Source organism: Pacificispira spongiicola (genome assembly GCF_012926505.1).
GTDB classification, from domain to species: Bacteria; Pseudomonadota; Alphaproteobacteria; order UBA8366; family Aestuariispiraceae; genus Pacificispira; species Pacificispira spongiicola.
The window spans coordinates 452281-475263 of record NZ_JABBNT010000003.1 but is presented as its reverse complement, the minus strand read 5'-3'; the positions used below and the strand labels follow the sequence as shown (position 1 = coordinate 475263).

At 61.7% G+C, this 22983-nt stretch carries 16 protein-coding genes; 4 read left to right on the top strand and 12 right to left on the bottom strand.

Annotation, left to right across the window (positions count from 1 at the left end; genetic code table 11):
• Positions 1-122: 122 nt before the first annotated feature.
• From HH303_RS11725 to HH303_RS11715, 3 genes are all read left to right on the top strand, one after another.
• Positions 123-1712, top strand: a complete 1590-nt coding sequence (locus tag HH303_RS11725; RefSeq protein ID WP_169625515.1) for a tetratricopeptide repeat protein — start codon at positions 123-125, stop codon at positions 1710-1712.
• A 104-nt stretch (positions 1713-1816) separates the two neighbouring features.
• Complete coding sequence (locus HH303_RS11720; protein WP_169625514.1) at positions 1817-3196, top strand: FecR family protein; 1380 nt, start codon at positions 1817-1819, stop codon at positions 3194-3196.
• A gap of 200 nt (positions 3197-3396) precedes the next feature.
• Positions 3397-5181 (top strand): HD domain-containing phosphohydrolase, encoded by a 1785-nt coding sequence (locus HH303_RS11715; RefSeq protein ID WP_169625513.1) that lies wholly within the window; start codon positions 3397-3399, stop codon positions 5179-5181.
• Positions 5182-5255: 74 nt separating this feature from the next.
• Here HH303_RS11715 and HH303_RS11710 read toward each other — a convergent pair whose 3' ends face one another.
• The 4 genes from HH303_RS11710 to HH303_RS11695 form a co-directional block, all read right to left on the bottom strand.
• The gene (locus HH303_RS11710) at positions 5256-7187 is read right to left on the bottom strand and encodes a PhoX family protein (protein ID WP_169625512.1); all 1932 of its coding nucleotides are present in this window, start codon (positions 7185-7187) and stop codon (positions 5256-5258) included.
• A 98-nt stretch (positions 7188-7285) separates the two neighbouring features.
• The gene (locus HH303_RS11705) at positions 7286-8665 is read right to left on the bottom strand and encodes a cryptochrome/photolyase family protein (protein ID WP_169625511.1); all 1380 of its coding nucleotides are present in this window, start codon (positions 8663-8665) and stop codon (positions 7286-7288) included.
• A gap of 130 nt (positions 8666-8795) precedes the next feature.
• Complete coding sequence (gene pdeM, locus HH303_RS11700; RefSeq protein WP_169625510.1) at positions 8796-9521, bottom strand: ligase-associated DNA damage response endonuclease PdeM; 726 nt, start codon at positions 9519-9521, stop codon at positions 8796-8798.
• Between the two features lie 4 nt (positions 9522-9525).
• A complete protein-coding gene (locus HH303_RS11695; protein ID WP_169625509.1) occupies positions 9526-11973 on the bottom strand; it encodes a ligase-associated DNA damage response DEXH box helicase in 2448 nt (815 codons plus the stop codon).
• A gap of 259 nt (positions 11974-12232) precedes the next feature.
• Between HH303_RS11695 and HH303_RS11690 the strand changes: the two genes are divergently transcribed.
• Complete coding sequence (locus tag HH303_RS11690; protein ID WP_169625508.1) at positions 12233-12499, top strand: hypothetical protein; 267 nt, start codon at positions 12233-12235, stop codon at positions 12497-12499.
• An 84-nt stretch (positions 12500-12583) separates the two neighbouring features.
• Here HH303_RS11690 and phoB read toward each other — a convergent pair whose 3' ends face one another.
• From phoB to HH303_RS11650, 8 genes are all read right to left on the bottom strand, one after another.
• Positions 12584-13321: a phosphate regulon transcriptional regulator PhoB gene (phoB, locus tag HH303_RS11685; protein WP_227421731.1), complete on the bottom strand. Its 738-nt coding sequence runs from the start codon at positions 13319-13321 to the stop codon at positions 12584-12586.
• Between the two features lies 1 nt (position 13322).
• Positions 13323-14078, bottom strand: a complete 756-nt coding sequence (gene phoU, locus HH303_RS11680) for a phosphate signaling complex protein PhoU (RefSeq protein WP_169625507.1) — start codon at positions 14076-14078, stop codon at positions 13323-13325.
• A gap of 45 nt (positions 14079-14123) precedes the next feature.
• The gene (pstB, locus tag HH303_RS11675; RefSeq protein ID WP_227421794.1) at positions 14124-14870 is read right to left on the bottom strand and encodes a phosphate ABC transporter ATP-binding protein PstB; all 747 of its coding nucleotides are present in this window, start codon (positions 14868-14870) and stop codon (positions 14124-14126) included.
• 90 nt (positions 14871-14960) lie between these two features.
• Positions 14961-16274: a phosphate ABC transporter permease PstA gene (gene pstA, locus HH303_RS11670; protein ID WP_319637394.1), complete on the bottom strand. Its 1314-nt coding sequence runs from the start codon at positions 16272-16274 to the stop codon at positions 14961-14963.
• A 38-nt stretch (positions 16275-16312) separates the two neighbouring features.
• Positions 16313-17692: a phosphate ABC transporter permease subunit PstC gene (gene pstC, locus HH303_RS11665; protein WP_169625505.1), complete on the bottom strand. Its 1380-nt coding sequence runs from the start codon at positions 17690-17692 to the stop codon at positions 16313-16315.
• Positions 17693-17817: 125 nt separating this feature from the next.
• The gene (locus tag HH303_RS11660; protein ID WP_169625504.1) at positions 17818-18867 is read right to left on the bottom strand and encodes a PstS family phosphate ABC transporter substrate-binding protein; all 1050 of its coding nucleotides are present in this window, start codon (positions 18865-18867) and stop codon (positions 17818-17820) included.
• Positions 18868-19215: 348 nt separating this feature from the next.
• Complete coding sequence (locus tag HH303_RS20210; RefSeq protein ID WP_169625503.1) at positions 19216-20538, bottom strand: sensor histidine kinase; 1323 nt, start codon at positions 20536-20538, stop codon at positions 19216-19218.
• A 108-nt stretch (positions 20539-20646) separates the two neighbouring features.
• Positions 20647-22926, bottom strand: coding sequence for an NADP-dependent malic enzyme (locus tag HH303_RS11650; RefSeq protein WP_169625502.1), 2280 nt, complete (start codon positions 22924-22926; stop codon positions 20647-20649).
• Positions 22927-22983: the final 57 nt, after the last annotated feature.

Here is a 22983-nt window from a genome sequence, read left to right as displayed (position 1 = left end):
TGCGCGTCTTTGAATCAAGACGTCGGACCGAATTTGCTAGTTTTGCAATGAGACGTGGGGATCGCCAATGCTTCGTCGTGTCCCGGCAACGCGGTGGGACGCTACGGTACCGGGGGTGAAGTGTGATTTTATTTAAGCATTTTGCAGCCCAAAGTCGGCTGGCAGCGGTTGAACCGTGCTGCCTCGTTAAGCGTCTCGCGGCGCAAGTCTTTGGTGCGACTGCCCTGGCCGTTGTCATTGGCGGTTTTTCCGCCAATACGGTGTCCGCGCAAACGGTGTCGCCCGAACAAGGGATTGAGGAGCAGGACACGAGAACGTCGGAGGTCGAACAGACGCTCCGGGCTAGCCGGATCGCCATCGAGAGCATGAACGATCCCAATTGTCCGGACACGGTGACCTATGCGGATATCCTGACCAATCCCGACGATGTGCAACTCAACATCTGCTATGCGCTGTATCAGGTGAACGTGACAGGGGATGTCCGTGGCGCGGCGGCAACACTGGAACGCGTGCTGCTGATAGCGCCGGACGCGGCAAATGTCCGGCTTTTATACGCGATGGTCCTGTTCCGTCTGGACAATATGGACGAGGCGGAAGGCGAGTTCCGGACGGTATCTCGCCTGCAACTCGATGAGGAAACAAGGGCTTTCGTGGACGATTATCTCGACCGGATCGAGAAACGCCGCCGGAAGCTGAAACAGTCCGCGACGATCAGCGTCGGATCGTATTACGACACGAACCGAAACTCGGCACCCCAGTCGGAAGAACTTCTCGCCGTCGGGACACGCAGTCCGATTTCCATCAACAGCGACCGGCCGAACGGCATTCTCGGTTTCCTGACGATCCTGGGATACGACGTAACCTACGATCCGGGATTCCAGAACCAGCATGAAATTTTCGGCGGCGCCGACCTGTATGCAGACACACTGACGGAACAGGCGGGCAGCCAGGACGTTCATTCCATGTCATTGGATGCGGGCGTCAGGCTGCGCTATCCGGGCATCACCGTATCGCCCCGCGTCTTCATGTCGAACATGCGGTTGGGCTGGACCAAATTCTATCAGTCGGAAGGCATTGAGCTTCGGGTCGATCACAAACACAAATTCGACGGCACGGACTGGCCCCTTCTCGATACCTGGGCATTGGTTTCCCAGCAGAACGAGGGCTATCACAACACGCCCGATTATCAGAGCCTGACGCTGCGCAAGGGGAAGAAGTTCGATGCCAAACTCGGCTTCGGCATGCTGGTCCACCCCAACCATTATCTGTCCGCGGTCGGCCATTACCAGTTCAAATCCGCTGCCGCCGATCCGGCCAACAATGGTGCGCGCATCTATTCTTACCAGTATCACAACGTGGAACTTTCCCATACGTGGCTACTGGAAAACAGCCGCTTCCTGCTGACCAACCTGTTGGTCGGGTCGCGCCGCTATCAGTCGGCCGACGCGTTTATCGTCGGCGCCCAGAATGTCCGGCGACTGGAACAACCGGTCCGGCTGCGCATGACCTATGGCATGCCGTTGGCCGATCTGGTCAATTTCGACGCGTCCAAGCGGCCGTCCGGCAATATGGACGAATTGCTGGCGGATCTTTTGAAAGACACGACGATCTCTTTCACCGGGGAACATACGTATCAGCGGTCCAACATCACGAACTACCAATATCGCAGCTCACGGGCGCAGTTCCTGCTGACCAAGCGTCTGGATTTTTGAAGTCGGCGCGCGGAACGGAACGCGCCGCAACAATGGATGCCCCTGGAACGGTTGCCCGCCGCAATGGCTGCCAGCCGGACCGGCGCATCGAAAGGACGATCGGTATGAATACGACATTTCGGAACTTCCTAACCGTCAGCCTGATATCCGGGGCTGCGCTATGGTCCGCGCCTTCGGTGGCGCAAGACGCGGTGCAAGCCGGGGTTTCCGCCGCCGTCCGCGGGGCGGTACAGGTCGCGCGGACCGATGCCGTCGGCCGCCAGATTTCCAGCGGCGAGGCGATCTATATGCGCGACGCCATCACATCCGGCAGCGATTCCGGCATGCAAATCCTGTTGATGGACGAAACCGTTTTCACGATCGGGGCGGACAGCGAAATTTCGATCGACGAATTCGTCTATGACCCCGCGACGGGCGACGGGTCCCTGGCCGCGAATATGACGAAAGGAGTCATGCGCTTCGTGACCGGCAAGGTTTCCGACGGCAACCCGGACAGCATGGTCATCAAGCTACCGGTCGGCACCATCGGTATTCGCGGCACGATCGGCGTGGTATCGATCCTCACGCCCGATCAGGCAGCCCAGCAATTCCCGGATCAATCGCAGCAGGTCGCCCCCCAGCCGAACCAACCGGTCGTCTTCGCGGCGCTGGCAGGTCCCGGCCCGTTGAGCCAGACCGGGTCGAGTACCGGGTCTTTCACCTTCTCCAGCCCGAACGGCAGCGTCGATCTGAACCGGCCGGGCGGCGCGGTTCTCGCCACCCCGGGTCAACCGCCGGTCTTTTTCATCGCGCCGCCGGGCGCCGTGAACAATGTGTCACAGTCACTGACCGGCCGCGGCACGCAATCCGGCGACGCCGATGGTGGCGACGGCGGGGACGACAATTCGGCCGATTCCGGCACCGGAACGGGTTCCGGCGGGACGTCCTCTTCGGGCAGCTCAGCGTCGGGTGGCGGCACATCCCAATCCTCGTCGGGCAACCTGTCGTCCCAATCCGGAGCGTCCAAGGACACGTCGTTTACGCAAGTCATGACCGTCGCCGTCAATACGAACAACGCATCGCAGTCGAACGACATCACCACCGGCGCGTCGTCCACCGGCGCGAACAGCACAACCTTCGGCGACATCATTTCCGCCAATGCCGGCGCATCGTCCGTCGGCAGCAATGACAATGTCCTGTCCGGGGATATCACCGGGCTGTTCAACACTTATATCGATCTGTCGGCGCGGACCTTCGATATTCAGTTCCGGGATCTGAACGGTGGAGGCTTGGCCGGCAATGCGACCTTCAATATCTCGGAAGGCAGCACGGCGCTGTCCGACTCCGCCACCGGCCTGACCATTGGCGGATCAAACGGCATCGCCGCAGGGGGAACCGGTTGTTCGTCTTGCGAGGCCGTCGTAACGTTTACTGGGACGAATTCACTGTCCACGACACTGACCCATAACGGTTTTTCAGGTTCCGGCACCGCGCCGTTGAACTAGACCGCCCGGGGGGACTCGGCCCCATTCGCCATGCCGCGCCGCGCAATGTCGTCGTATACATCATTCGTGCCTGTGCTAGACTGCGAAAAAACCGCGTGATCCTGGCATAGATTCAGTTGAGAATGATATGCAGGCTAACAATCTGGGCCCTGGGGAAGGTGGTCCATGGTTGTGCGTGACGGCGATTGGATAAAAAAGGCATGAGTCAGGACCAAGACGCTATCGGCAGTGAGGACGATCGCCGCGACCACCCATTCGGGCGGCGCGCGGGTGAAAAGATGGTCCATCGGCTGGTGGAGCTGGGCATTGCGCTTTCGGCGGAGAAGAATCACGACCGCCTGATGGAGATGATCCTCCTGGAGGCGAAATCGATCTACAACGCCGACGGCGGCACCCTGTATCTGGTGACGGAGGACGAAACCGGTCTGTCCTTCCAGATCATGCGGAACGACACGTTGAACATCGCCATGGGCGGCACGACGGGCAAGAAAATCCCGTTCCCGCCGGTCCCGTTGTACCGTCCCGACGGTTCCAAGAATATGAACAACGTCGCGTCGGCGGTCTATCATCAGGCCACGGCGAGCAATATCGCCGACGCCTACGAGGCGGAGGAGTTCGACTTCTCCGGCACCAAGAAATTCGACGAAACGACCGGATATCGGTCCTGTTCCTTCCTGACCGTGCCGATGATCAACACGGCGCGGGAAGTCATCGGTGTCCTGCAGTTGATCAATGCGCGGGATATGGGCGGCACGACGATCCCGTTCGAAACGTCGATGCAGGCGATGATCGAGGCGCTGACCAGTCAGGCGGCGGTCGCGCTTGAAAACCAGATGCTGATCCAGCAGCAACGGGCCCTGTGGAACTCGTTGATCGAGATGATCGCGGCGTCGATCGATGACAAGTCGCCCTATACCGGCGGCCATTGTCAGCGCGTGCCGGAAATTACGAAGCTGCTGGCCGAAGCCGCCTGCGAGGCCGAATACGGTATCTTCAAGGGCTTCGACCTGAACGAGGACCAGTGGTACGAACTGCATGTCGCGGCCTGGCTTCACGATTGCGGCAAGGTTACGACACCGGAATATGTCGTCGACAAGGCCTCCAAGCTGGAGACGATCTATAACCGGATTCACGAGGTCCGCACCCGGTTCGAGGTTCTGCGCCGGGATGCGGAAATCGACTGTCTGAAGCGCAAGCTGGCCGGGGAAGACCCCGATACCTGCGACCGGGATTTCCAATTCGCCTGCGACAAGCTCCAGGAAGAATACCATTTCGTCGCCACGGCCAATGTCGGCGGCGAATTCATGGATGACGAGGATATCGTGCGCCTGAAGGAAATCGGCGCGCAGACCTGGACGCGGCATTTCGACAAGGCCATGGGATTGAGCCCGGTCGAAGCCCTGCGCGTCAAACAGAACCCGCCGCCGCCGCCGCCGGCGACGGAACCGCTGCTGGGCGACCTGCCCGAACATCTGGTCGACCAGTACAATCAGGGCGAACTCTACAACCTGTCGATCCGGCGCGGCACGCTGACGGCGGAAGAGCGGGAAAAGATCAACGACCACATCGTCGTCACGATCAAGATGCTGGAACAGCTGCCCTTCCCGAAGAAGATGAAGCGCGTCCCGGAATATGCCGGCGGCCACCACGAAAAGATGGACGGCACCGGCTATCCGCGCGGGTTGAAGAAGTCGGATATGTCAATCCCGGCGCGGATCATGGCCATCGCCGATATCTTCGAGGCCCTGACCGCCGCCGACCGTCCGTACAAGAAGGCCAAGACGATCAGCGAGTCGCTGAAAATCATGAAATTCATGTGCCAGGATCAGCATATCGACGCCGATCTGTTCGACCTGTTCCTGAAATCGGGCGTCTGGCAACGCTATGCCGACGAATTCCTGGACCCGTCGCAGATCGATCCGGTTTCCATCGACGATTACCTGCCGAATCCGGAGCTGCTCGCCTCCAAGGAAGCGGCGGAGTAACAGCCCCGTAAGTCACGAAAAGGGGGAGGAACCGGTTGGTCCCTCCCCCTTCTTTATGTCGGTCCAGGGTCGCGTCAGACGCCGATCTTGCCCTTATCCTGACGCGTGATCATGACCACGGACGGGCGCGGCGGCATGCCGTCCTTGAAGTCGGGCCAACGGGTCGCCGGGTCTTCGAAGGTCGAATTGCGTTCGAAGCCGGGATAGTTCTTCGTCCCGTCGGTCGCCGGATGCTGAACGGCCAGGAACAGGGTGGTGCCGTCTTCGTGGAAGGCCGGGCCGCACAGTTCCGCGCCGATCGGCACACGGAAGAACATCTTGCCCGTTCCCCGCAGGTCGCCGTCGGTTTCCATCGCCCACAGCCCGTCCGCCGTGCCGGATTTGGCCCAACTGCTGCCCTGGTCCGTGGACACCCACAGGCGGCCCGACGGATCGACCGTGCAGTTGTCGGGGGAGGCGAACCAGCCGTTTTCCGTCGTCGCCGTGTTCCATTTCGCGCCGACATCCGGGTTCGACGGATCGCCGCAGACGACCAGCATGTCCCAGGTCGCCTTGTCCGACCCGTGATCGCCGCCCTCCGGCGTCAGTTCGACGATCTGACCGAAGGTATTTTCCGCGCGCGGATTCGGGCCGTCCACCTGTTCCGGTTTGCGCTTGGAATTGTTGGTCAGCATGACATAGACCTTGCCCGTTTTCGGATTGGCCTGGACGTCTTCCGGGCGGTCCATCTTGGTCGCGCCCAGCAGGTCCGACGCCTGACGGGTGGAAATCAGGACGTCGCCCTGATCCTTGAAGCCGTTTTCGGCAGTCAGCGGACCGGTGCCATGGGTCAGCGGCAGCCAGGTGACGGAGCCGTCTTCGCCGAATTTCGCAACCGACAGCGTGCCGTGATCCAGCAGGTCCTTGTTCGCCGCGCGGTTCGCCGGGTCGTATTTCCCGTCGGTGACGAATTTGTACAGGTAATCGAAACGCTGATCGTCACCCATATAGACGACGACGCGACCGTCGCCGTTGACGATGGTTTCGGCGCCTTCATGTTTGAAGCGGCCCATCGCCGTGCGCTTCACCGGCGTGGACGCCGGATCTTCCACGTCGACTTCGACGACCCAGCCGAAGCGGTTCACTTCGTTCGGTTCCTTCGCGATGTCGAAACGATCGTGATACTTGCCCCAGGCATACCATTCGCCCGGCGCGCCATAGCGTTTCAGGGCATCGGCTTCCGGATGGCTTTCCGCCGCGTCCTTGCCAAGGAAATAGCCGTTGAAGTTTTCTTCGGCCATCAGATAGGTGCCCCAGGGCGTGATGCCCCCGGCACAGTTGTTGAAAGTGCCAAGCACGGTCATGCCGTCCGGGTCGGCCTTGGTCTTCACCCGGTCATGACCGGCGGCGGGGCCGGACAGGCGCATCGGCGTGTTCACCGTGATGCGGCGGTTGCGCGCGCCGTTCGTATCGACCGCCCATTTGCCCGATCCGTCGCGGGTGATTTCGACCACCGTGCCGCCATGGGCCGCCATTTCGATATCGACCAGATCGGCGCTATCCGCCATTTCCGCGCCGTTCAGACCGGGGAACATGACTTCCGGGCTGGTATATTCGTGGTTCACGCACAGAACAGCGCGATCCGCCGCCAGCGGAATCACGCCGATGAAGTCGTTGTTGTAACCGAACTGACGTTCCTGCGTCGCCGCGGTCTGCGTCATCGGATCGAAGGCGGGCGAATCGGGGAACAGCGCATCGCCCCAGCGCAGCAGGATATCGGCGTTATAGCCCGGCGCGACATGGTGGGTTTCGTCCACGCCGTGGCTGATTTCGTCAAAGGAGAACGCGGCCCCACCGGCGGCGCGCAACGGATTGGCCAAACCGCCGAAGGACAAGGCGGTCCCGGCGGCCAGCATGCCCTTCAACAGGAAACGACGGCTACAGAGCGCCGCAAAGGTCTCATTACCGCTGGTATTGGTCGGCAGGTCTTCGGAGGTTTCGAACGTCTCCGTCGGGGAATGCGACATGGTGGGTCTCCTTTCACAGATCGCAAAATGCCGCTCTATCAACACCGCACCGGTTACCGATCCATGACCGGGTCGTGAAGTTGGTGTGACCCCTGATTTTATACCGCCCCTTTAATGTCGGCATAGGCGTCGAGCGCCCGCTGACGCGCCATCCTATGATCCACGATGGGCGCGGGATAGTCTTCGCCCCCGTGTGCCAGTTCCGGCACCCAGCGCCGGATATAGGCCTGGTCCGGATCGAATTTTTCGGCCTGCCCCGTCGGGTTGAAAATGCGGAAATACGGGGCCGCATCCGCACCGCAACCTGCGACCCATTGCCAGTTGCAGACATTGTTGGCCAGATCCGCATCGACCAGCGTGTCGCGGAACCATGCCTCCCCCCGGCGCCAATCGACCAGCAGATGCTTGATCAGAAAGGACGCCGCAACCATCCGCACGCGATTGTGCATGAAACCCGTATGCCATAGCTCCCGCATCCCGGCATCGACCAGAGGATAGCCCGTGCGCCCCCGGCACCAGGCCTGGAAACCGTCCTCATCCTCCCGCCAGGGGAAGGCATCGAACTTTCGGTGGAAATTGACTGTCGGCATGTCCGGATTGTGGAACAGCAGATTGTGGTTGAAGTCGCGCCAGCCGACCTCCCGCAGGAAGGACCAGGCCCCGGACTCCTCACCATCCAGAACGAAGCGGGCATGCCCCAGCGCCGCATGCCAGATTTCCCGCACCGACAATTCGCCGAAGGCCAGATGTGGACTCAGCCGCGACGTTCGATCCCAATCGGGTCGGTTCCGGCGTTCGCCATAACCCGCAATATCCTTGTCCAGGAAGGCGTCGAACCGCGCGCGCGCGCCGTTTTCCCCCGGCTGCCAGGTTTCCCGCAATCCGCCCGCCCAATCGGGCCTCGTCGGCACCAGAGACCAGGATTCCAGCGTTTCAGCATCCAGATCCCCGGAATAGCCGGGCAGCGTCTCCGGCGCTGGGGTCGGGCGGTCCGGCTCACCCAAGGCACAGGACGCCTTCCAGAATGGGGTGAAGACGCTATACGCGCCGCCGGTCTTGGTTTTGACCTCCCACGGTTCGCGCAGCAGAGACCCGTTGAAGCTTTCGACCACGACGCCCGCCTCGCTCAGCGCCTTCTTGATCGCCGTGTCCCGGTCGATCGCGGCCGGATCGTAGCAGCGATTCCAGTAGACCGCGCCGACATCCGCCCTGCGGCATATATCCTCCAGGATCGGTAGAGCCGCCCCCCGGCGCAGGATCAATTTCCCACCGCGATCCCGCAAGGCGGTGTCGAGCGCCGCCAGACTGTGATGCAGCCACCAGGCCGATGCCCCGCCCATCGGCAAGCTGCCGTCGATACGGTCATCCAGAATGAAAAGGCAGATCACCGGCGACTTGCTGTTCAGCGCCGCCTGTAGAGCCGGATTATCCGTCAGTCGCAAATCCTTGCGGAACCAGATCAGGGAAGGGGAAGGCATCTATCGCTCTTTTCGGTACCGATTTTTAACTTTTTACGGTCCGGCCCCCGAAATTGGATCAGCGCCGGTAATCCAATGGCCGGGCCCCTGCGTATAGAGAGACGGCGTTGGATACTCCCCACCCAACCGTCTAGCGCCGCAGCAACCGGGCCGAGGCACCCGCTTCGGCCCGGTTCGACTGTCTCAGCCTGTCTTCCGATACCGACAAGACACCGTGGCGACTGGTGATATGCACCCGGAACCCCGTCTGAAACAGGGGGCGATAGACCGGGTCCAGAACCGACAATCCGCCGGTATAGCTGCCGAAAGCGGGCATGATCAGCCGTCGTCCGTCTTCCATAAAACAGGGGCCGGACAGCCGCCGCCCCTTCGCCGACAGTCCAGCCTTGGGATGGTAGTGGCCGGATATTTCGCCCCAGCCGGTTTGCGTATCGGCCTCATGCCGGAAAACGAGCCCGCCCTCGACAAGGTCTTCCACCACCATACCGCCGAAATCCGGCGGCGGAGCGGGATCGTGATTACCGGCGATCCAGATTGTTTCCACCTGCTCCGTCAAGGCGATCAGGGCGTTGCGCTCGTCCCCGCCCAATCGATCCGCCGCGCCTTGATCGTGGAACGAATCGCCCAGGCAGATCAGCCGTCGCACCGCCCGGCCCGTCAGTGCGCGGTCCAACCGTTCCAGCGTCGCGCGGCTGTCATAGGGCGGCAGCATCTGACCGCGCCTGGCATAGGACGACCCCTTTTCCAGATGCAGGTCGGAGACGATCAAGGTCTGTCCGTCCGGCCAGTAAAGGCTGCCATCCGCCCAAGCCTGAAGGCGGACACCGTTTAGCGTTATGTCGGCGAATTGGGTCATTGGGTTACAGCGGCAATCCGCCCTGCGTGTCGACATTCATGGCGTCGTCGATCAGGTCGCGGGCAAGGTCGTCGAACAATTGGGCTTCGGCGTCACCATAGACGGATTCCTTCCCGACTTCGAGGAGGATCGGCACCGCCAGCGGCGACACGCGATCCAGGCGTCGGTGCCGAATCCCGTGCTTTGCGCGGGTCAAGAATTCCGCCAAGCGCCCGACATCGATCAACCCGCCGCGTGCATCCTGCCGCGTCGCCTGCAACAGGATATGGTCCGGTTCGTGCCGACGCAGCACGTCATAGATCAAATCGGAACTGAAGGTCACCTGCCGCCCGGTCTTTTCCTGCCCCGGCTGGCGGCGTTCGATCAGGCCCGCGACGATGGCGACATTGCGGAAGGTCCGCTTCATCAGCGAGCAATCCTCCATCCAGGCTTCCAGGTCGTCGCCCAGCATGTCCTCGTCGAACAGGGCGGCGAAGTCCCGCGCGGGTTTCAGGCTCCACACCGCGATCACATAATCGCTGGCAACGAAGCCCAACGGCCCCAATCCCATCCGTTCCATCCGCTTGGTCAACAGCATGCCCAGGGTCTGATGCGCGTTGCGACCCGCGAAGCTGTAGGCGACGAGATATTCCTTGTCGTTCCGCGGGAAGGTTTCGACCAGCAACCCGTCGTCGCCGGGCAGAACCGACCGCCATTGCTGCAGCCGCAGCCATTCCCGCACCGTGTCCGGCAGGCCGCCCCAGGTCGACGGATCGGACAGGGTATGCCGCACCCGGTCGGACAGATGCGTCGTGAAGGGCATGCGCCCGCCCATATAGGCCGGAACCTTCGGCGCGGTGCCCTGCGCCGCCGTGGCAATGACAGCCATGTCCTTGATCGCCTCGAACCGCAGCATCCGACCCGCGAACAGGAAGGTGTCTCCCGGCTCCAGCATATTCGCGAAATACTCCTCCACCTCTCCCAAAGTGCCGCCACCCCGCATCCGCACCTTCAGCAGGGCCTCCTCGACAATGGTGCCGATATTCATGCGGTGGCGCTGCGCAATCCGGGGGGAGGATACTTCGTAAGTGCCGTCGGCCTTGTGAAACAGGCGCTTCCACCGGTCGTAGCTTTTCAACGCATAACCGCCGTCCTCGACATAGCGCAGCACGGCGTCGAATGTGTCGCGCGGCAGATCGGCATAGGGGGACGCGTCGGTGATTTCCGCGAAAATCTCACCGGGATGGATCGGCCCGGCACAGGCCAGTGTCATCACATGCTGGGCCAGCACGTCCAGCCCGCCGGGGCGCGGCGGATCGCCGTCCAGGGTGTTTTCCGCCACACCGTCGATGGCGCAGCGGCATTCCAGAACCTCGAACCGATTACAGGGGACCAGCACGGCTCGGCTCGGCACATCCAGCCGATGCCCGGCCCGGCCGATCCGCTGGATCAGACGCGACACACCCTTCGGCGGGCCGACCTGCACAACCAAGTCGACCGCGGCCCAATCGATACCCAGATCCAGAGAGGCGGTGGCCACGACGGCGCGCAATTTGCCGTCGGCCATCGCCGCCTCCACCTTACGGCGTTGGTCCCGGTCCAAGGAACCGTGATGCAGGGCGATGGGCAGCGCATCCTCATTCGCATGCCACAGGGCCTGGAACAGCAACTCCGCCTGGGCGCGGGTATTCACGAAGACGATGGCCGTGCCCGCTTGCTGGATTTCACGATAGATTTCCGGCACCGCGTGCAGCCCGTAATGACCGGACCAGGGCAGGCTTTCATCCGTGGCCAGCAGCCTGACCTCCGCCTGCTTCGCCTGCATGCCGTTGACCGTGGTGACGCGCCCCGGATCGGCATCCGGCGCGATATAGGCCTTTAGTTCCTCCGGCCAGGCGACCGTGGCCGACAGGCCGATGCGGCGCACATCGGGGGCGATCCGCGACAGACGCGCCATGCACAGGGCCAGCTGATCGCCGCGCTTCGTCCCGACCAGGGCATGGGTTTCGTCCACGACGATCCGTTGCAATCCGGCGAACAGATCGAAACTGTCCGGCTGGGACAGCAGAACCGACAAAGATTCCGGTGTCGTCAGCAGGATATGCGGCGGATTTTCCCGCTGACGCTGCCGCCGGTTCGCGGGCGTGTCCCCGGTCCGCGTTTCCACCCGGATCGGCAGGTCCATTTCCTCGATCGGCGTGGTCAGGTTCCGCTGGATATCCACCGCCAGGGCCTTCAACGGGGAGATATAGAGCGTGTGCAACCCGTTGCGGTCCGGGGCCGCCGCAAGATCGATCAGGCTGGGCAGGAACCCGGCCAATGTCTTGCCGCCCCCGGTCGGCGCGATCAGCAACGCGTTCTCCCCACGCCCGTCGACGGCCAGCATCTCCATCTGATGCGGATGCGGCGCCCAGTCCCGGGATCGGAACCAGGACGAAAAGGCACTGGGCAGAGTTGGTAAGGCATCAGACATAATGGGGAGTATGGTCACTCCCGCCCCGATGGGAAATCCCCCGATCCGGGGCCTGACGTGAATTTGTCCATGAAGCGGTTCACGTAGAAAATCAGTGTCTTAAAGTAGGTTTTGAAACGCTTTCGAAACGACTTTAGCTGTCCTTCTTAACTATCTTTTATTGAAGGAAAATTCTGCCTAGTGACAGGCGTTTCCGAATCGCTGTACCCAGTCATTGTAGCTCAGGCAACCCTGGCACTTTGGCCGGAGCGGAGGAACCATGATCAGTAACTATGAAGCCGCCGGGCCGTCCCGTGCGGAAGTATCGGAGAAATTGCGCAAACGCGTGATTTCCCTGTTTCTGGACACGTGGGATGAAGCCTGCGTGGAAGGACTGCCCAGCGATCTTTTATCGGAAGTTTGTCTGTATCTGGCACTGACGGACATGATCGAAGATCACGGTGAAGACGATGTCGCCGATATCATGGAGACATTGCCCCATCGCATCCGGCGGGGCGAGTTCACACTGGCGCTGGAACAGCATTAAAGGGAAAAAGCCGCGACCCCTTCATAAGGCCGCGGCTTTCCATCCCATTTCCAACCGCACCGACGGCGCGGGGAAAGACGTGCGTCAGTTGGACACTTCCAACGCGTAACCGGCCGACCGGACGGTGCGGATGACATCGCTGTCGCCGCCTTCGTTCAGCGCCTTGCGCAGACGGCGGATATGCACGTCCACGGTCCGCAATTCGACATAGACGTCGCGGCCCCAGACCGCGTCGAGAAGCTGTTCGCGGCTGAACACGCGGCCCGGATGTTCCATGAAATGGCGCAGCAGGCGGTATTCCGTCGGGCCCAGCTTAATTTCGCGTTCGTTGCGATAGACCCGATGCGCGGCCAAATCCATCTGCAGGTCGGCGACGCGCAGCGCCTCGTCCGACAGGGCCGGACGCGACCGGCGCAGCAGGGCATGGACGCGGGCGGTCAATTCCGCCGGGGAAAACGGCTTGGTGACATAGTCGTCGGCACCGGATTCCAGGCCCCGAACCGTGTCCGCTTCCTCGCCCCGCGCCGTCAGCAGGATGATCGGCAGCTGTTTCGTCGCCGGTTTGCGGCGCAGCTGGCGGCAGACCTCGATCCCCGACAATTGCGGCAGCATCCAGTCCAGCAGGACCAGATCCGGTGGGTTCTCCTCGATGGCGACCAGGGCTTCCTCGCCGTCGGAAACGGCCTCGACCTCGAACCCCTGATGTTCCAGATTGTAGCGAAGCAGCGTTACGACCGCCGTTTCGTCTTCCACGATCAATACCTTTGGTTTCATACCGCTCACCGGTTTCGATGCGCTGTGTTCGCGCAAATCGTCAGGCATTTTAGTCGTCCTCGGCAGCCACGTCGTCTATCGCGGCTTCGCCCGGCTGCAGGGTAGCATAGTTCGACGCATCCGCCTTCGGGCGCCGATCGCCCAGAGCCTCGCCCTTGACCTGGAAGTGAATGATCTCCGCGATATTGGTTGCGTGATCGCCGATACGTTCCAGGTTTTTCGCGATGAACAGAAGATGCGTGCAGGGCGTGATGTGCCGCGGGTCTTCCATCATATAGGTCAGGAGTTCGCGGAACAGGCTGGTATACAGGGCATCGACCTCTTCGTCGGCCTCCCAGACATCGATGGCCTTGGCAACGTCGCCCTGTAGATGCGCGTCGATCACGTCCTTCAACATGCTCTGCACCGGACGCCCCATGCGCAGGATCCCGCGCAGCAGCGGTTCCGACGGCATCTGATTCAGGGCGACGGCGCGCTTCGCGATGTTTTTCGCATAATCGCCGATCCGTTCGATATCCGCCGACACGCGCAGCGTGGAAACGATGTAGCGCAGGTCGTTGGCAACCGGCTGGCGCAAGGCCAGCATACGCACGACCAAGGCTTCGACCTCGTGTTCCAGCGCGTCGATTTCCTTGTCGTTTTCCTTCACCGCCAGCGCCAGCTTGCTGTCCCGCTTTTCGATCGCGGTCAAGGCATTGGCCAGCTGGCTTTCCGCCAGACCGCCCATTTTCGCCAGCAGCTTGGTGAGTTTTTTGAATTCCTCGTCGTAGACGCCGACGATGTGGCCTTGGGATACTTCTGACATGGGTCCTGCTTTCCGTTTCGTCGAACCGATGGATTCGAAACGCGCTTAACCGAAACGCCCGGTGATGTAACCCTGGGTCCGTTCGTCCTTCGGGTTGGTGAAGATTTGCTCCGTCTCGCCATATTCGACAAGATTGCCGAGATGGAAGAAGGCGGTCTTCTGCGACACGCGGGCGGCCTGCTGCATCGAATGCGTCACAATGACGATCGTGTAGTTTTCACGCAATTCGTGGATCAGGTCCTCAACTGTCGCCGTGGCGATCGGATCGAGGGCGGAGCACGGCTCATCCATCAGGATGACTTCCGGCTGGACGGCAACGGCGCGCGCGATGCACAGACGCTGCTGCTGACCGCCCGACAGACCGGTGCCCGGCTGGTCCAGACGATCCTTCACCTCTTTCCATAGCCCCGCCTTGATCAGCGAGGTTTCGACGATTTCGTCCAATTCCGCCTTGGAGCGGGTCAGACCGTGGATGCGCGGGCCGTAGGCGATGTTTTCATAGATCGACTTCGGGAAAGGGTTCGGCTTCTGGAACACCATCCCGACACGGGCGCGCAGATGCACGACATCGACGCTGCGGTCGTAAATGTCGCCGCCATCCAGTGTGATCGCCCCGGTGACGCGGCAGATATCCACCACGTCGTTCATGCGGTTCAGGCAGCGCAGGAAGGTCGACTTGCCGCAACCGGACGGGCCGATCAGCGCGGTGACTTCCTGTTCCATGATGTCGATATTCACATCGAACAGGGCCTGCTTTTCGCCATAGAACACGCAGACGTCGCGACCGCGCATCTTGGCGACGGTCGACGGAACCGCCGTATTCGGAGGCACTTCGGTGCTACCCTGGAAATTGGTTTCCACTGCTGACATCTTAACTGTCTCCTACCAACGGCGTTCGAATTTCTTGCGCAGAAAGACCGCAAGAGCGTTCATAAAGATTAGGAAGCCGAGAAGCACCATGATCCCGGCGGAGGTCCGCGCGACGAAGCCGCGCTCCGGCAGACCCGACCACATATAGATTTGAACCGGCAGCGCCGTCGCCGGGTCCATCGGCGTCGCCGGATAGGTGAACACGGTCGCGACCATGCCGATCATCAGCAGCGGCGCCGTTTCGCCCAGCGCCTGCGCCAACCCGATGATGATGGAGGTCAGGATGCCGGGCGCGGCGAGCGGCAGCACGTGATGGAAGATCGACTGCATTTTGGACGCGCCGATGCCCAGTGCGGCCTCGCGGATCGACGGCGGCACCGCCTTCAACGCGGCGCGGGTTGCGATAATGACCGTCGGCAGGGTCATCAGCGTCAGCACCAGACCGCCGACCAGCGGCGCGGAACGCGGCAGTTCGACGAAGTTGATGAAAACGGCGAGACCCAGCAGACCGAACACGATGGACGGCACGGCGGCGAGGTTGTTGATGTTGACCTCGATAATATCGGTCCAGCGGTTGCGCGGCGCGAATTCTTCCAGATAGACCGCTGCCGCCACACCGATGGGCAAGGCCAGCATCAGGACGATCAGCATCATGAACAGCGACCCGATCATGGCGACGCCGATACCGGAGGATTCCGGATAGGACGAGGCACCCGCCGTGAACAGGGTGAAGGCGAATTGCTTGCGCAAACGCCCATCGGCGTCCAGCCGATCGATATAGGTCAGCTGCTTGTCGTTGACCGTGCGCTGTTCTTCCGGAAGGTTCCGGTCGATCGTGCCCTTCATGATCGCGTCGACGTCGCCTGCGGCCAGAACCCAGATCGACAGGGTCGACCCGATCAGCGACGGATCGTCCACAACCGCATCGCGCACGGCGACTTCGGCATTCGGCGACAGCAGCTTATGCATCAGGACGGCATCGGACCGGGCTTCCGGTTTCAGCGTGTCGCGAATGCTTTTCTGGATCATGCCCGTCCACCCGACGAGGCGCAGGCCGTCCGCCGTCAGTTCGGCGGGATCCGTCGGGAACTTATCGGCCTCCAGCTCGACATCCAAACGGATGCGCGTTTCCTGGAATGCGGGCAGCCCGGCCTGAATGATCGACGTGAACATGATCACCAGGAAAGCAAGGCCGATCATGATCGCGGAGAGGCCATAGACCTGAAACCGACGTTCCGCGGCATACCGACGCTTCAGGCGGCGGGCGACCTCCGGCGAGAGGCTCGGCGCGGCGCTGGAGGTGCTGACTTCGGATATTGTCGTCACGCGTAATACTCCCTTAGGACCTTAGACGGCCACGGATGTCAGTCGTACTGTTCGCGATACTTGCGCACGATGTGCAGCGCGAAGATGTTCAAGCCCAAGGTGATGACGAACAGCGTCATACCCAGGGCGAAGGCGACCAGCGTTTGCGGACTGGTGAATTCATTGTCCCCGGTCAGCTGGTTGACGATTTTCACCGTCACCGTCGTCATCGGTTCGAAGGGGTTCCCGGACAGGTTCGCGGCCACGCCCGCGGCCATGACGACGATCATGGTTTCCCCGATCGCGCGGCTGGCGGCCAGCAGGATGGACCCGACGATGCCCGGCAGTGCCGCCGGGAAGATAACCTTGCGGATGGTTTCCGATTTCGTCGCGCCGAGACCCAGCGAGCCTTCCCGCAAGGAGCGCGGCACCTGGGTGATCACGTCGTCGGACAGAGAGGAGATGAACGGGATAATCATGATCCCCATGACGATCCCGGCGGTCATGACGGACCGCGCATCGATATCCATACCCAGAATGTCGCCCGTATCCCGCAGGAACGGACCGACCGTCATCAGCGCGAAGAAGCCATAGACGACGGTCGGGATGCCAGCCAGGATTTCCAACATCGGTTTCGCCGTGGCGCGGAATTTCGGGGTCGCGTATTCGGCCAAATACATGGCGGCCAGCAATCCGATCGGCACCGCGACCAGCATGGCGACGAAGGCGACATACATCGTCCCGACCATCAGTGGGATCATCCCGTACTGACCGGTATCGCCGCCGTCACGGCCCGCCGAGGAGAAGCGCGGGTCCCAAACCGTGTTCAGGAAGAAGTTGCTGAAGGACACCGATTTGAAGAAGTGGATCGTTTCGAACAGCATCGACAGGACGATACCGGCGGTGGTCAGAATCGCGATGCTGGCGCAGCCGATGAGAACCAATTTGACGATCTGTTCGACACGGTTCCGGGCGCGGGTGTCGGAGGTCATCTTGAGCAGGACGACCCCGCCGCCGATCAAACCCGCGGCAAGCGCCGCGATCGCCAGCCACACCGAGGCGGTGGCGCGGGCATCGGAATACACCTGGGCCGCATCCATCATATAGGGTTCGACACCGCTGGAAATGCCGCCGGTCGCCAGACTTTTCACCGTGGAGACGATCAGACGAAGCTGGCTGTCCTCCTGGTTCAGCACCGATGCGGGCAGACTGTCCACCAGAATGCTGTCCATGAAACCCGGCTGCAGGAGACGCCAGGCGATGATCGCGGCGATGGCCGGGATGGCGACCCACAAGGCCGTCAACAAGCCATAGTAGTTCGGCCGTGAATGAAGGGTTCTCGTGTCTCCCCCGGACAGGCCGAACGCGCGGCGGGTGCCCAGGAAATAGAAAGCGACGGCCAAGCCAAGCACCACCGCGAGCAGAACTGAAACGGACATGGGATCTCCCCGAACCGCGAAGTCGATTTCTGAAGAAAAGATACGAACGAATGATCAAACCGAAAGCAAGAAAGCAGTCGTTCGGGCGACCGGATCACCGGCCGCCCGAACCACACGGAACCTGATTAGGAACCGACCGACACGCCGTTGGCGAAGTTGGAGCGGACCTGCTGCAGTTCTTCTTCCGGCATCGGGATCAGGCCTTTGTCGATGGCCTTGCCGTAGCTGCCGATCATGTCGTCGGACAGGAAGAATTCGACATATTCACGCAGACCCGGAATGACGTCCACATGCGCGCCCTTCACGTAGAAGAACAGCGGGCGGGAGACCGGGTATTCACCCTTGGCGATGGTTTCCAGGGACGGCGTGATGCCGTTGACCGTGGCGGTTTTCACCTTGTCCGGGTTGTTTTCGGCGAAGCTGAGGCCGAAGACGCCGATACCGTCCGGGTTGGAGCCGATACGGGCCAGCGTTTCGGAGTAATCGCCGTCGATGTCGACCGAACGGCCGTCCTTGCGGACCTTCATGCAGGCCTTGCCGGCGGCTTTCTTGTCGTCGCCATTGGCTTTCAGCTGGGCTTCCAGGCCACCGGCGGCTTCACAACCGGCTTCCAGAACCTTCTCTTCGAAGACTTCACGGGTGCCGTGCTTTTCGCCCGGGATGAACATCATGATTTCCTGGTGCGGGAAAGCCGGGTTCACCTGATCCCAATGGGTGTTCGGGTTGGCGACCAGCGCACCGTCGACCGGAATCTGATCGGCCAGGGCCAGATAGATGTCTTTCGGTTCGAACGCGAAGGCCGGCTTGTCGACCGGGTTGGCGAAGACGATGCCGTCGTAACCGATGCGGATTTCCGTGATCTTCGTGACACCGGCGTCGGCGCAAGCCTGAATTTCTTTCGCCTTGATCGGGCGGGACGCGTTGGCGACGTCGATCGTGCCTTCGCCTTCACCCTTGCAGAATTCTTTCAGACCGGCGGAGGAGCCACCGCTTTCGACGACCGGCGCGGCAAACTTGCCGGAGTAAACCTTGGAGAATTCTTCGGCGACCAGATCGGCGAACGGCTTAACCGTCGACGAGCCCATGATCGACACATAATCACGCGCCTGCGCGGCGCCGGAGAAAGCGACGGCGCCCAGAGCGGCGGCGGCGACGGTCAGTTTCAAAGCCTTCATGTCTCTACTCCATCCTGACAGGTGATGTCAGAGTTTCTGTTTCGGGAAACGGGTCGGATTCGGATGAGAATACCGGTGGGAAACTTCCGTCATGGCGCGACCCGGTACTTCCGGGGACGACATACGGAACGGCATAAGGGACTCCTGGGGAATTAGCGCGACCGCTATTACCCGCTGGCGTCCTGATACCTGCATATGTCTCTGCCCCTGCTCGGATGATGTCGTGCCGGATGGCACGCACTCGTCACCACGACGTTGGCCGGGTTTTAGGCGCGGCTGCTGACGCTTTTGTGATGGATGCAAGACTGTTTTGTTACATCAACGCCGAAAGGTATAGACCTTTATGTGTCACGCTGCAGGCATTTCCGCGGAATCCTGGGATTCCTGGATGGATTCGATCAACGGCAGCGTGACACTGAAAGTCGATCCACGCCCGATTTCGCTTGTAACATTCAGCCGTCCGCGGTGGCGATTGACGATATGTTTCACGATGGCGAGCCCCAGACCCGTACCGCCGAGTTCGCGGGACCGCGCCGCATCGACCCGATAAAACCGTTCCGTCAGGCGCGGAATATGTTCGCGCGGGATACCCGGGCCGAAATCGACGATATCGACGGAAACCCGCCGTCGTTCCTTGCGCGACACCCGGACCAGGACCCGCTCGCCCTTCGCGCCGTATTTGATGGCATTGTCCAACAGGTTCTGGAAAACCTGGAACAATTGGTCCGCATCGCCCCGCACCGGCGGCAGATCGTCGGGCCAGTCGCTTTCCACGCGCACATTCGCCTGCTTCGCCTTCAGCGCCAGCATTTCGATCAACCGGCGCAGCAGGTCCGTCAGATCTACTTCCTTCTGCGGGCGGCTGTGTTCGTCCAGCTCGATCCGCGACAGGCTCAACAAGTCGTTGATCAGGCGGAACATGCGTTCGGACTGTTCCTGCATGATGGCCAGGAAATGATCGCGCGCCTGCGCGTCGTCGCGCGCCGGGCCGCGCAGGGTTTCGATGAAGCCGCTCAGACTCGTCAGCGGCGTGCGCAATTCGTGACTGACATTGGCGACGAAATCGACACGCATCTGTTCCGACCGGCGCAGCGCCGTGACGTCCTGCATATCGACCAGAACCACCGGCGCATCGCGACCGTCCGGCGGTGTCCCGGGCGGCGGCGCGACCGGTTCGATCCGCGCGATATAATCCGTTTCGACCGGCACAGGCAGGCTGAGGTCGATCTGCTGAGGCCCCGCGCCGTCCAGCGCCCGGTCGATCGCGGCCAGCAGTGCCGGATCGCGCAGCCCGTCGGCGATATCGCGCCCGGTCAGATCGGAATCCAACAGGGCATGCGCCACCGCATTGGCGCGCACGACCTGCCGTTCGCGATCCAGGAAGAAAATCGGATGCGGCAGAGAGGAAACGATCCGGTCCGCCACGGCGGCCTTATAGCTCAACGCGTCCAACTGGGCCTGGGCTTCCGCCGTCAACCGGTTCAGGCGGCGCATCGCCACCTGTTCCGCCGACAAGCGCCGCCGCACGGCGATGGCGACGCCCAGCAGCACCGCCCCCGCCAACACCGCCGCTTCCCATGGCGGCAACCGGTCCGTATAGGTCAGGAAACCCAGCGCCGCCAAGGCAGGCGCCGACGCCAAAAGAATCGATCTGACCCATGAACCGGACATGGCTGTTTCCCGCTCCGTATCATCCTCAAAGGGAAATTCGATGGACGGAGGTCAAACCATGTCGCCCATCGAAACCCCCTTGTAACCCGATTCCATGACGACTTTGCGTCAGGCGGAAATCGCGTCATGCGCCGCCAGGGCCGCCAGGGTGAGGAGGTCGCTGACGCTGGACCCCATCCGGGCGATCTGCACCGGGCGCGTATGGCCCATCAGCAACGGCCCGATCGACGTGCCGCCGCCCAGCTTCTGCAACATCCGGGTCGCGATATGGGCGGAATTGATGCCCGGCATGACCAGGACATTGGCCGCGCCGCTCAACCGGCAGAACGGATAGGCGCGCTGCATCAGATCGTAATCCAGCGCGACGGTCGGCGACAGATCCCCATCGAATTCGAAATCGACATCCATGGCCTCCAGCCGCGTCACGGCATCGCGCACGCGCTGACCGCCGGGCGTGTCGGGATTGCCGAAATTCGACGCATACAGCATCGCCACGCGCGGTTCATGGCCCAACCGACGGGCATAGGCCGCCGCGTTCTTGGCGATTTCCGCCAGGGTATCGCCATTCGGCAATTCATTGACGGAGGTATCGGCGATGAAGATCGTCCGGCCGCGCACGACCATGATCGACACGCCCATGGCGATCGACCCCTCCTTCACGTCGATGACGCGCGACAGACCTTCATAGGCGACGTTGAACGCCCGCGTCACACCGGTGACGACGGCGTCCACTTCGCCATGTTCCAACATGCAGGCGGCGAAGATGTTGCGGTCCTGGTTCACCAGCCGCTGGCAATCGCGATAGACCAGCCCCTTGCGTTGCATCTTCTGATACAGAAGGTCGGTATATATTTCGTTATTCGACGACATGCGGGCATTGTGGATTTCGAAATCCAGGTTCGGGTCCAGGCCCAATTCCTTCGCGGTCTCCCGAATCCGGTCCTCGCGGCCGACCAAAACCGGCATGCCGTAACCGGAAGACCGGAACAGCGCCGCCGCGCGGATGACGCTGGGGTCCTCCCCTTCCGCGAAGCAGACACGGCGCGGATTCTGGCGCACCTGTTCGATGATCAGGTGCAGCATGTTCGCCGTCGGGTCCAGGCGCGCGCGCAGTTCCCGGCTGTAATTTTCCATGTCCATGATCGGGCGGCGCGCGACGCCGGACGTCATGGCCGCCTCCGCTACCGCCGCCGGAACGGCGACGACGAGGCGCGGATCGAACGGCACCGGAATGATATAATCCGGGCCGTATTGCAGGGCCTGCCCGCCATAGGCGCTGGCGACTTCGTCCGGGACGTCTTCCCGCGCGAGCGCGGCGATGGCATGGGCGGCGGCAAGCTTCATATCGTCATTGATCGTCGACGCCCGCACGTCCAGCGCGCCCCGGAAAATATAGGGGAAACCCAACACATTGTTGACCTGGTTCGGATAGTCCGACCGGCCCGTGGCGACGATCGCGTCCTCGCGCACCGATTTAACCTCGTCCGGGGTGATTTCCGGGTCCGGATTGGCCATGGCGAAAATGATCGGTCGGTCGGCCATCTTGTCGACCATGGCCGCGGTGACGGCCCCCTTCACGGACAGGCCGAAGAACGCGTCCGCGCCCTCCAACGCGTCGGCCAGGGATCGGGCGTCGGTCTTCACCGCATGCGCCGACTTCCACTGATTCATGCCTTCCTGTCGGCCCTGATAGATCACGCCCTTGGAATCGCACAGCGTCACGTTCTGATGCGGGATACCCATTGCCTTCACCAATTCGGTACAGGCAATGGCCGCGGCGCCGGCGCCGTTCACGACCAGTTTCGTGTCTTCCACCTTGCGTCCGGTCAGATGCAGGGCGTTGATCAAACCCGCCGCCGCAATGATCGCGGTACCGTGCTGGTCGTCGTGAAAAACCGGAATATCCATGATTTCGCGCAGGCGCTGTTCGATGATGAAGCATTCCGGCGCCTTGATGTCTTCCAGGTTGATGCCGCCGAAACTGGCCCCCAGGAAGCGCACGCAATTGACGAATTCGTCGACGTCTTCGGTTTCGACTTCCAAATCGATGGAATCGACATCGGCGAAGCGCTTGAACAGCACCGCCTTGCCTTCCATCACCGGTTTGGAGGCCAGCGCCCCGATATTGCCCAGGCCCAGCACCGCCGTGCCGTTGGAAATCACCGCGACCATATTGCCCTTCGCCGTATAGTCATAGGCGGTGGACGGATCTTCCGCGATTCGCAGACAAGGCACCGCGACGCCCGGCGAATAGGCCAGCGACAGGTCACGCTGCGTGGTCAGCGGCTTGGTCGGCGTCAGTTCGATCTTACCCGGCCGTCCGGAAGCATGAAATTGCAGCGCTTCCTCATCGGAAATGCGTTTGTCGGCGGTCTTTTTATCGCTCATTTTTCCTCCGGAACCGGACCTGTCGATGCTTGTTATTCAAGTCGTTTATAGCACTAT

Coding starts and splice junctions, on each gene's coding strand:
- pstC (WP_169625505.1), bottom strand. CDS start 17,692: ATGTCCGTTTCAGTTCTGCTCGCGGTGGTGCTTGGCTTGGCCGTCGCT.
- HH303_RS11705 (WP_169625511.1), bottom strand. CDS start 8,665: ATGCCTTCCCCTTCCCTGATCTGGTTCCGCAAGGATTTGCGACTGACG.
- HH303_RS11690 (WP_169625508.1), top strand. CDS start 12,233: ATGATCAGTAACTATGAAGCCGCCGGGCCGTCCCGTGCGGAAGTATCG.
- phoB (WP_227421731.1), bottom strand. CDS start 13,321: ATGCCTGACGATTTGCGCGAACACAGCGCATCGAAACCGGTGAGCGGT.
- pstB (WP_227421794.1), bottom strand. CDS start 14,870: ATGCGCGGTCGCGACGTCTGCGTGTTCTATGGCGAAAAGCAGGCCCTG.
- HH303_RS11720 (WP_169625514.1), top strand. CDS start 1,817: ATGAATACGACATTTCGGAACTTCCTAACCGTCAGCCTGATATCCGGG.
- HH303_RS11695 (WP_169625509.1), bottom strand. CDS start 11,973: ATGTCTGATGCCTTACCAACTCTGCCCAGTGCCTTTTCGTCCTGGTTC.
- phoU (WP_169625507.1), bottom strand. CDS start 14,078: ATGTCAGAAGTATCCCAAGGCCACATCGTCGGCGTCTACGACGAGGAA.
- pdeM (WP_169625510.1), bottom strand. CDS start 9,521: ATGACCCAATTCGCCGACATAACGCTAAACGGTGTCCGCCTTCAGGCT.
- HH303_RS11715 (WP_169625513.1), top strand. CDS start 3,397: ATGAGTCAGGACCAAGACGCTATCGGCAGTGAGGACGATCGCCGCGAC.
- HH303_RS11650 (WP_169625502.1), bottom strand. CDS start 22,926: ATGAGCGATAAAAAGACCGCCGACAAACGCATTTCCGATGAGGAAGCG.
- HH303_RS11660 (WP_169625504.1), bottom strand. CDS start 18,867: ATGAAGGCTTTGAAACTGACCGTCGCCGCCGCCGCTCTGGGCGCCGTC.
- HH303_RS11710 (WP_169625512.1), bottom strand. CDS start 7,187: ATGTCGCATTCCCCGACGGAGACGTTCGAAACCTCCGAAGACCTGCCG.
- HH303_RS20210 (WP_169625503.1), bottom strand. CDS start 20,538: ATGTCCGGTTCATGGGTCAGATCGATTCTTTTGGCGTCGGCGCCTGCC.